This is a genomic window from Streptococcus sp. SO2 (assembly GCF_030440025.1).
In genome coordinates this window covers 1-1185 of the sequence record NZ_JAQFJH010000041.1, presented here as the reverse complement: position 1 = coordinate 1185, position 1185 = coordinate 1, and the positions used below count along the sequence as shown (strand labels likewise).

Sequence of the window (1185 nt, the reverse complement as noted above, 5' to 3'; positions counted from 1 at the left end):
AGTTACCAGCTGGGACCAATTCATAAGTCTTACCGTCTTTTTCAATCTCTTGTGGACGGTTGTCTACAACTGTGTCGTAGTCTTTGTCTACTGGTTGAGCATCTTCGTCGGTTACATCTGACTTGATTGTCTTACCTTCTGTATCTACATAGTGGACATAAACGTTACCCTTAGGCTCAGCTGGTGTTTCTTTAAGTTTGTATACATAGGTTACATTCTTATCACCTTCGATAACTTTACCTGTTGTTGGGTCTGTTGACTTCAAGTGACCTTGATCATCTACTTCACCTACTGTGTAGTTACCGGCTGGAACCAATTCGTAAGTATTACCTTCGAATTCAATCTCTTGTGGACGGTTGTCTACAACTGTGTCGTAGTCTTTGTCTACTGGTTGAGCATCTTCGTCGGTTACATCTGACTTGATTGTCTTACCTTCTGTATCAACGTAGTGGACATAAACGTTACCCTTAGGCTCAGCTGGTGTTTCCTTAAGTTTGTATACATAGGTTACATTCTTATCGCCTTCGATAACCTTACCAGTTGTTGGGTCTGTTGACTTCAAGTGACCTTGGTCATCTACTTCACCTACTGTGTAGTTACCAGCTGGGACCAATTCATAAGTCTTGCCTTCGAATTCAATCTCTTGTGGACGGTTGTCTACAACTGTGTCGTAGTCTTTGTCTACTGGTTGAGCTTCTTCGTCGGTCACATCTGACTTGATGGTCTTGCCTTCTGTATCTACATAGTGGACATAAACGTTGCCCTTAGGCTCAGCTGGTGTTTCTTTAAGTTTGTAAACATAGGTTACATTCTTATCACCTTCGATAACTTTACCTGTTGTTGGGTCTGTTGACTTCAAGTGACCTTGATCATCTACTTCACCTACTGTGTAGTTACCGGCTGGAACCAATTCGTAAGTATTACCTTCGAATTCAATCTCTTGTGGACGGTTGTCTACAACTGTGTCGTAGTCTTTGTCTACTGGTTGAGCATCTTCGTCGGTTACATCTGACTTGATGGTCTTACCTTCTGTATCAACGTAGTGGACATAAACGTTGCCCTTAGGCTCAGCTGGTGTTTCTTTAAGTTTGTATACATAGGTTACATTCTTATCACCTTCGATAACCTTACCAGTTGTTGGGTCTGTTGACTTCAAGTGACCTTGATCATCTACTTCACCTACTG

1 protein-coding gene is annotated in these 1185 nt (G+C 41.9%); it reads right to left on the bottom strand.

Annotated elements, in window-relative coordinates:
* Window positions 1-1185 (bottom strand): MucBP domain-containing protein (locus PCY17_RS12135; RefSeq protein WP_301395782.1); only part of this gene is annotated, 1185 nt, incomplete at both ends.